The sequence below is a fragment of the Nocardia otitidiscaviarum NBRC 14405 genome (assembly GCF_000308635.1).
In the GTDB taxonomy this organism is placed as follows: domain Bacteria; phylum Actinomycetota; class Actinomycetes; order Mycobacteriales; family Mycobacteriaceae; genus Nocardia; species Nocardia otitidiscaviarum.
Map to the genome: position 1 here is coordinate 124,450 of NZ_BAGD01000085.1, position 8,000 is coordinate 132,449.

Consider the following 8,000-nt stretch of genomic DNA (forward strand, 5'->3'; position numbering starts at 1 on the left):
CTATGCCTGTCACCACGAGATTGCACACCCAGTACCCGGCGGCGGAACCGGTCGACGATTCCGTCTTCGACACCGCCGCACTGGTTTTCACCGTCGATCGCATCATCGACGCACCGCTGCGGGCGGTGTGGACCGCGTTCGACGACGACCGCGCCTGGAGTTGGCTGCCGATCCCCCGCACCGGCGTGCGCTACGACTCACCGGCCCGCGGCGTCGGCGTGATACGTGAGATGGGTTCGGTATTCGACCCGCTGCGCGTGCTGTGGGTCGAGCGCGAACGCTTCTGGCGCTACGAGCCGCAACGCCGCATCACCTTCGGCGTGGTGAGCGGCACCTGGATGCAGTACCTGCTGGTGCGCCAGTACGCCGAGGACATGACCTTCGAGGATCTCGGCGGCGACCGCACCGCGGTGGCCTGGACCGTGGCGGTCACGCCCCGGCTGCCGCTGCGCTTCGCGACCTGGTTCCCGCCGCTGTGGCGACTGGCCTATCGCGTCGCGGGGGTGGGGCCGCTGTTCGAACGCCGAGTTCACGAGATCGCGAAGGGTGTCACGAGATGAGTACCGAGCAACCACAGTACGAAGTCGTCGTCATCGGCGCGGGCATCGGCGGCATCTGCGCCGGAGTGAAGCTACGGGAGATCGGGATCGACGACTTCCTCATCGTCGATCGGGTCGGTGGTCTCGGCGGCACCTGGTACACCCACGACTATCCCGACGCGGGCTGCGATATCCCGAGCACCACCTACCAGTTCTCCTTCGCCCGCAAACCCGACTGGGACCGGCTGTTCGCCAAACGCGACCAGATCCTCGAATACCTGGAGCAGGTCGCCGCCGATCACGATCTGCCCCGCCGCATGCGGTTCGGCACCGAGATCGTCCGCGAGGAATGGGACGACGCCAACCTGCTGTGGCGACTGTCCCTGGCGTCCGGCGAGGTGATCACGGCACGCTTCGTGATCAGCGCCGTGGGCGCGTACATCAATCCGAAGAAGAACCCGAACATCCCCGGGCTGGACAACTACACCGGCGTGTGGATGCACCCGTCGGACTGGAACAACGACTACGACTTCACCGGCAAGCGCGTGGCCGTCATCGGCGTGGGCGCGAGCACCATGCAGATCGCCCCGCGACTGGCACCACTGGTGGAACGACTCGACATCTACCAGCGCACACCCCAGGTCTATCTGCCCAAGCCGGATTTCGTGCTGCGTCCGTGGATGCAACGCGTCCTCGCGCTGCCCGGCGGCTCCGCCGTGGCCAACGGCATCGCGCAGGTCGTCATCGACTCCCTGTTGCGCGTGGCGGTATTCACGCCCGCGCCGCTGTGGCGACTCGGCGCTCGCCTGGTCGACTTCGCCGGACGTCGCGCCTACGCGGGGTGGGTGCGAATCAAGGTGAAGGACAAGACGATCCGCCGACAGCTGCGACCCGGGTTCGGCATCGTCTGCATTCGCGGCGGTCTGGGCGGCGACTACCTCCCCACCCTGAACCGGCCGAATGTCGAGCTCATCACCAGCGGCATCGCGGCCGTCGAGCCCGCCGCCATCCGCACCGTCGACGGGGTCGAGCGGGAGATCGACGCCCTGGTGCTGGCGACCGGTTACGAGGTGTTCTCCGATCCGGAGAGCTACCGGCCCGGCACCGTCATCGGCCGGGACGGCTTCGACCTGGGCGTCTTCTACAACACCGAGGAACTCAAGGCGTACTACAGCACGTCGGTCGCCGGAATCCCGAACCGGTTCATCATGATCGGGCCCTACTCCTGGACCGGCACCGCCTTCCACTACTTCGTGGAGAATTCCATGCGCCATATCGCCGCGGTCATCGACGAGACCCGTCGCCGGGGCGCCACGGCGGTCGAGGTGCGCGCCGAGGCACAGGAGCGGTTCCATCGGGACATGCTGCGCAGTGGCCGCAATCTGGCCTACTACCTGGAGAACCGCTGCGCGGGCTCCAACAGCTACTTCGTCAACTCCCAGGGCAGATCCCCCTACATCCGGCCCTGGTCGCTGTGGAAGACCTACCGCAGGGCCACCCGCTTCGACCGCGACGATTACGCCTACCGCTATCTCGCCGCGGTCGAACCACCGGTGGACAGGCCCGACGCGGTGCTGGCTCGGGACTGACCCCCGCCCGGTGCGGGCGGATTCGTGAGCTTCGCCCGTGATGTCCGGTCGGTGGCCTACGATGACCCGATTGTGACCCCGACCAGCGACAGCGGACCGGGCGCGCTACGCGTGCTGGCCGTCGACGATGAGCAACCGGCCCTGGATGAGCTGGTCTATCTGCTGCGCGCCCAGCCGGATGTGGGCGAGATCCATCGGGCGGGCGATGCCACCACGGCGTTGCGGCTGCTGCGCGCGCATCCGGTGGACGCGGTCTTCCTCGACATCAATATGCCCGGACTGGACGGGATGGAGTTGGCGGGCATCCTGTCGGCCTTCGCCGACCCGCCCGCGGTGGTGTTCGTGACCGCGCACGACGACCGCGCGGTGGCCGCGTTCGATATCGGGGCGACGGACTACCTGCTCAAACCGCTGCGGGAGGCTCGGCTCGGCGAGGCGGTGCGGCGTATCGCGGCCGCGCGGGCGGATCGGCCCACTCGAACCGATCCGGACGAGGTACTGCCGGTCGAACTCGGCGGGGTCACCCGGCTGGTGGAGCGATCCACCGTGAGCTGGGTGGAGGCCGAGGGCGACTACGCGCGGCTGCACACCGCCAGCGGGTCGCATCTGATCCGGATTCCGCTCTCGGAACTCGAAGCACGCTGGCGGGAAGCCGGTTTCGTACGGATTCACCGCTCATATCTGATCGCGCTGCGCATGGTGACCGGCCTGCGCACGGTCGGCACCGGCACCGTGGTGTGCCTGCGCGCGGAGGGTTCCGCCCCGGCCGTGGAGCTGCCGGTGAGCCGCCGCCAGGTGCGCGATCTCAAGCAACGACTCATCCGCCCGCGAAAGCCCGCCCGATGACCGGCCCGCAGCGACCGGTGCGGCAGCGGGTGGTGCTGGCGCAGCGGCGCGGGGCACGCATGGTGCGGACGCGGGTGGAGGTGGCCGAGCAGACCGAGATCGGTGCGGCCATGATCGACGGGCTGATTCGGGCGCAGTTCGGCCTCGCGGTGCGGACGGGCCTGGTCGTGGTCGCGGTGCTGGGCGCGCTGCCCGTGCTGTTCGCCCTCGGCGTGGGTTCGACGGTGGTGCTGGGCATCCGGCTGCCGTGGCTGCTGCTGGGTGTGCTGTCCACTCCGCTGCTGTACGCGGCGGGCCGGGTGTATCTGCGGCTGGCCGATCGCAATGATCAGGACTTCGCCGAACTGGCCGAGGACTGAGGGTGGACACCGCCCCGGCCTCCGGGCTCACCCTCGCCGCACTGGTGCTGGTGGCGGTCGCCACGGTCGCCATCGGCGCGCTCGGCGTCCGTCTGGCCCGCACCACCTCCGACTTCCTGGTCGCCTCGCGCGGGGTGGGGTCGCGACTCAACGCCGCCGCGGTATCCGGCGAATACCTGTCCGCCGCATCGTTTCTCGGCGTCGCGGGCCTGATCGCCAAATTCGGGGCCGACGCGCTGTGGTATCCGGTGGGATTCACCGCCGGATATCTGGGTCTGCTGCTGTTCGTGGCCGCGCCGCTGCGCCGCTCCGGCTCCTACACGGTGCCCGACTTCGCCGAGTTCCGGCTCGGCTCGCTGCGCCTGCGACGGTTGGCGGCGCTGATCGTGGTGCTGGTGTGCGCGCTCTATCTGATTCCCCAATTCCAGGGCGCGGGACTGACGCTGCGCATCCTGCTCGGCGTGCCGGGATGGGTGGGCGCGGCCGCGGTCGGCGTGATCGTCATCGCCAATGTGACCGCGGGCGGGATGCGCTCGATCACCTTCGTCCAGGCGTTCCAGTACTGGCTCAAACTCACCGCGGTAGCCCTGCCCGCGCTGGTCCTGCTGGTGCACTTCCTCGGCGACCACCGCGAATTCGGCACGCCCGCACCGCCCACGGTCAGCCAGCGCACCACCGTGGACGTCACCACGGCGGTCACCGTGCGCATGCCCACCGACGCACCGCAGGTGACCTCGATCCAGGGCACCCTGGACGGGCGCGCCGTGCACGGCCTCGTCACCCTCACCCCGGGTGAACACACCCTCGGCGCGGACACCACGGTCGTGCTCGAGCCCGGCGACACCGTGCCGGTCGTGGTCGGCGCACCCGCCGACGGCGCGGACTGGGTGCGGGCGGGCGGCGGCTTCGGCGGGCCGCATCCGCTCTACGCGGTGTACTCGCTGATCATCGCGCTGTTTCTGGGGGCCATGGGATTACCGCACGTGCTGGTGCGCTTCTACACCAATCCCGACGGTCGCGCCGCCCGCGCCACCGCGCTCGCCGTCATCGCCCTGGTCGGCGTGTTCTATCTGTTCCCGGTGCTGCTCGGCGCGCTGGCGCGGCTGTACGTGCCGCAACTGCTGCTCACCGGCACCTCCGACGCGGCGGTGCTGCTGCTGCCCGGCGCGGTGCTGTCCGGACTGCCCGGAAAGCTGTTGGCCGCCTTGGCCGCCGCCGGCGCGGTGGCGGCCTTCCTGTCGACGTCGTCCGGGCTGCTGGTGAGTATCGCGGGCGTGCTCAGCACCGATGTGCTGCGCGGGCGCATCCGGGATTTCCGGGTGGCCGCGCTCATCGGCGGCGCGGTGCCGCTGGGCCTGTCGTTCGGTGTCGCGACCCTCGACGTCTCCCGCACCGTGGGCCTGGCCTTCTCCCTGGCCGCGTCGACGCTGTGCCCGCTGCTGGTGCTGGGCATCTGGTGGCGCGGACTCACCGCGACGGGCGCGGCGGCCGGACTGGTCCTCGGCGGGCTCACCGCGGGCGGCGCGACCGCGGTCTCGGTGCTGGGCGGGATCAGCGACACCGCGGCGAACGGCTGGCCCGCCGCCATCCTGGGATATCCGGCGGCCGTGAGCGTTCCGCTCGCCTTCCTCACGATGATGCTGGGCAGCAGGCTGACTCGCGGCCAGTCGGCGCGCGAGGTGGCCCGCATCTTCGTCCGCATGCACGCTCCCGAACGCCTCGGCATGGGCGCGGACCGCGAGCGCGGCCTGCACTCCGCATGATCGCCGCGCATCGCTGAGCGGCCTGCGGCGGCGACCGTTCGTCGCGACGCAGCGACCGCTCACCGCACGATCGCGCGGGTTCACCGAGTGACCCAGGCCACACCGTGTTCCAGCCCCCAACCGCTCGTTACGGTTCTGGCGAAGTAAGCCACATCACACGCTAGGACTCTCCCATGAGCAGTACCGATCTCGACGACGGCACGCGGCCCGGCCGCGTACCCACCGCCGAGGACTTCGTCGCCGCCCAGGCCAGCCCCGAGTTCCAGGAGCTGCGAACTCGACTGCGGCGCTATGTCTTTCCCATGACGGCGCTGTTCCTCGCCTGGTACCTGATGTACGTGCTGCTGGGCGCGTACGCACACGACTTCATGGCCACCGAGGTGTTCGGCAATGTCAATCTCGGTCTGCTGCTCGGCCTCGGCCAGTTCGTGTCGACCTTCCTGATCACCGGCCTGTACGTGCGGTTCGCCAACCGCGAACTCGACCCGCGCGCCGCCGCCATCCGCAACGAACTCGAGGGAGGCCCGGCGTGACCAGCTATCTCGCCGCCACGACGGTCGGCAATCCGGCCGCCAATATCGCGATCTTCGGCCTGTTCGTGGCCGTGACCATGGTCGTGGTGATCCGCGCCAGCCGCAACAATGCCAGCGCCGCCGACTATTTCACCGGCGGCCGCGGCTTCTCCGGCCCGCAGAACGGCATCGCCATCGCCGGTGACTACCTGTCGGCGGCCAGCTTCCTCGGTATCGCGGGCGCCATCGCCGTCTACGGCTACGACGGCTTCCTCTACTCCATCGGATTCCTGGTGGCGTGGCTGGTCGCCCTGCTGCTGGTGGCCGAAATGCTCAGGAACACCGGAAAATTCACCATGGCCGACGTGCTGAGCTTCCGGCTCAAGCAGGGGCCGGTACGCACCGCCGCGGCGCTGACCACCCTGACCGTGTCGCTGTTCTACCTGCTGGCGCAGATGGCCGGTGCGGGTGGCCTGGTGGCGCTGCTGCTGGATGTCACCTCCGAGGCGGGCCAGGCCCTGGTGATCGCCGTGGTCGGCATTCTCATGATCGTGTACGTGCTGGTCGGCGGCATGAAGGGCACCACCTGGGTGCAGATCATCAAGGCGGTGCTGCTGATCAGCGGTGCGGCGTTCATGACCGTGCTGGTGTTCGCCAAGTTCGGCTTCAACCTCTCCGAGATCCTGGGTTCCGCGCAGCGCACCGTCTCCGAATCCACCAATGCGGGTGTGGCGGCGCGCGATGTGCTCGCCCCGGGCGCGCAGTACGGCGGCAGCGAGCTGTCCAAGCTGAACTTCCTGTCGCTGGGTCTGGCGCTGGTGCTGGGCACCGCCGGTCTGCCGCATGTGCTGATGCGCTTCTACACGGTGCCGACCGCCAAGGAGGCGCGGCGCTCGGTGGTCTGGGCTATCGCCCTGATCGGCGCGTTCTACCTGTTCACCCTGGTGCTCGGCTATGGCGCGGCGGCGATCGTCGGCCCGGACCGGATCCTGGGCGCCGCGGGCGGTCAGAACTCGGCGGCTCCGCTACTCGCCTTCGAACTCGGCGGTGTGCTGCTGTTGGGCATCATCTCCGCGGTCGCCTTCGCCACCATTCTGGCGGTGGTCGCGGGCCTGACCATCACCGCGTCCGCGTCGTTCGCCCACGACATCTACGCCGGTGTCATCAAGCGCGGCAATGTCGATGAGACGAAACAGGTTCGGGTATCGCGGATCACGGCGGTGATCATCGGTCTGCTCGCCATCGGGCTCGGCATTCTCGCCAACGGTCAGAACATCGCCTTCCTGGTGGCGCTGGCCTTCGCGGTGGCGGCCTCGGCGAATCTGCCGACCATCCTGTACTCGCTGTTCTGGAAGCGCTTCAACACCACCGGCGCGCTGTGGAGCATGTACGGCGGCCTGCTCTCCACCATCGTGCTGATCGTGTTCTCCCCCGCCGTCTCCGGCTCCAAGTCGGCCATGCTGCCGTCGATGAGCTTCGACTGGTTCCCGCTGTCCAACCCGGGCATCGTGTCGATCCCGCTCGCCTTCGCGCTCGGCATCGTCGGCACCTTCGTGGGCCGCGACAAGGAGGATCCGGTCAAGGCAGCCGAAATGGAGGTGCGCTCACTCACCGGTGTCGGCGCCGAGAAGGCCGTCGTGCACTGACCGCCCGTCCCCGGGCTCGCTCTCTCGTCATGTCAAGGAGTATCGAATTGTCCAGCAGTGTCACCCATTCCGAGGTCTACCCGCCCAGCGCCGAGTTCGCCGGGGCAGCCAATGCCGACGCCTCGCTCTACGAGCGGGCCGACGCCGATCGGCTCGGCTTCTGGGCGGAGCAGGCGCGGCGACTGCACTGGGATCAGCCGTTCGACCGCGTACTGGATTGGGATGACGCGCCGTTCGCGAAGTGGTTCGCCGACGGCAAGCTGAACGTCGCCTACAACTGCGTGGACCGGCACGTGCACTCCGGACACGGCGATCAGATCGCCATCCATTGGGAGGGCGAGCCCGGCGACTCCCGCGACATCACCTACGGCGAGCTGCTGGCCGAGGTGTCCAGGGCCGCGAACACACTGGCCGGGCTCGGGCTGCGGGCCGGGGATCGGGTGGCCATCTACATGCCGATGGTGCCCGAGGCCATCGTGTCCATGCTGGCCTGCGCCCGACTCGGACTGACCCACTCCGTGGTCTTCGCGGGATTCTCGCCGAGTGCGCTGCGGCAGCGGGTCGACGATGCGCAAGCCCGCCTCGTCATCACCACCGACGGGCAGTGGCGACGCGGCACCGCCGCCCCGCTCAAAGCCGCCGTCGACGAAGCCCTCGCCACCGACGGCGGCGCGACCAGCGTCGACCACGTCCTCGTCGTCCGCCGCACCGGCATCGAGGTCCCCTGGACCGACGACCGCGACCTG

The 8,000-nt window shown here is 69.2% G+C and carries 8 protein-coding genes; all 8 read left to right on the plus strand.

Going from position 1 to position 8,000, the window contains the following annotated elements:
* Positions 1–2: 2 nt before the first annotated feature.
* Positions 3–560, plus strand: coding sequence for an SRPBCC family protein (locus tag ON31_RS19330; RefSeq protein WP_063821531.1), 558 nt, complete (start codon positions 3–5; stop codon positions 558–560).
* Positions 557–2,128, plus strand: a complete 1,572-nt coding sequence (locus ON31_RS19335; RefSeq protein WP_039815536.1) for a flavin-containing monooxygenase — start codon at positions 557–559, stop codon at positions 2,126–2,128. Before ON31_RS19330 ends, ON31_RS19335 begins: the two co-directional genes overlap by 4 nt.
* Positions 2,129–2,200: 72 nt before the next feature.
* Complete coding sequence (locus ON31_RS19340) at positions 2,201–2,974, plus strand: LytR/AlgR family response regulator transcription factor (protein ID WP_029924003.1); 774 nt, start codon at positions 2,201–2,203, stop codon at positions 2,972–2,974.
* A complete protein-coding gene (locus ON31_RS19345; protein WP_029924004.1) occupies positions 2,971–3,333 on the plus strand; it encodes a hypothetical protein in 363 nt (120 codons plus the stop codon). The genes ON31_RS19340 and ON31_RS19345 overlap by 4 nt, the downstream gene beginning before the upstream one ends.
* 2 nt (positions 3,334–3,335) lie before the next feature.
* A complete protein-coding gene (locus ON31_RS19350; RefSeq protein ID WP_039815540.1) occupies positions 3,336–5,096 on the plus strand; it encodes a sodium/solute symporter in 1,761 nt (586 codons plus the stop codon).
* A gap of 173 nt (positions 5,097–5,269) precedes the next feature.
* Complete coding sequence (locus ON31_RS19355; protein WP_029924006.1) at positions 5,270–5,629, plus strand: DUF485 domain-containing protein; 360 nt, start codon at positions 5,270–5,272, stop codon at positions 5,627–5,629.
* Positions 5,626–7,254, plus strand: coding sequence for a monocarboxylic acid transporter (locus tag ON31_RS19360; protein ID WP_029924007.1), 1,629 nt, complete (start codon positions 5,626–5,628; stop codon positions 7,252–7,254). Before ON31_RS19355 ends, ON31_RS19360 begins: the two co-directional genes overlap by 4 nt.
* Positions 7,255–7,283: 29 nt before the next feature.
* Positions 7,284–8,000 (plus strand): AMP-binding protein (locus tag ON31_RS19365; protein WP_157533730.1); only part of this gene is annotated, 717 nt, incomplete at its 3' end.

Bases quoted from the DNA above. Each gene is read 5' to 3' on its own strand.
- ON31_RS19355 (WP_029924006.1), top strand. From the start codon at position 5,270: ATGAGCAGTACCGATCTCGACGACGGCACGCGGCCCGGCCGCGTACCC.
- ON31_RS19345 (WP_029924004.1), top strand. From the start codon at position 2,971: ATGACCGGCCCGCAGCGACCGGTGCGGCAGCGGGTGGTGCTGGCGCAG.
- ON31_RS19330 (WP_063821531.1), top strand. From the start codon at position 3: ATGCCTGTCACCACGAGATTGCACACCCAGTACCCGGCGGCGGAACCG.
- ON31_RS19335 (WP_039815536.1), top strand. From the start codon at position 557: ATGAGTACCGAGCAACCACAGTACGAAGTCGTCGTCATCGGCGCGGGC.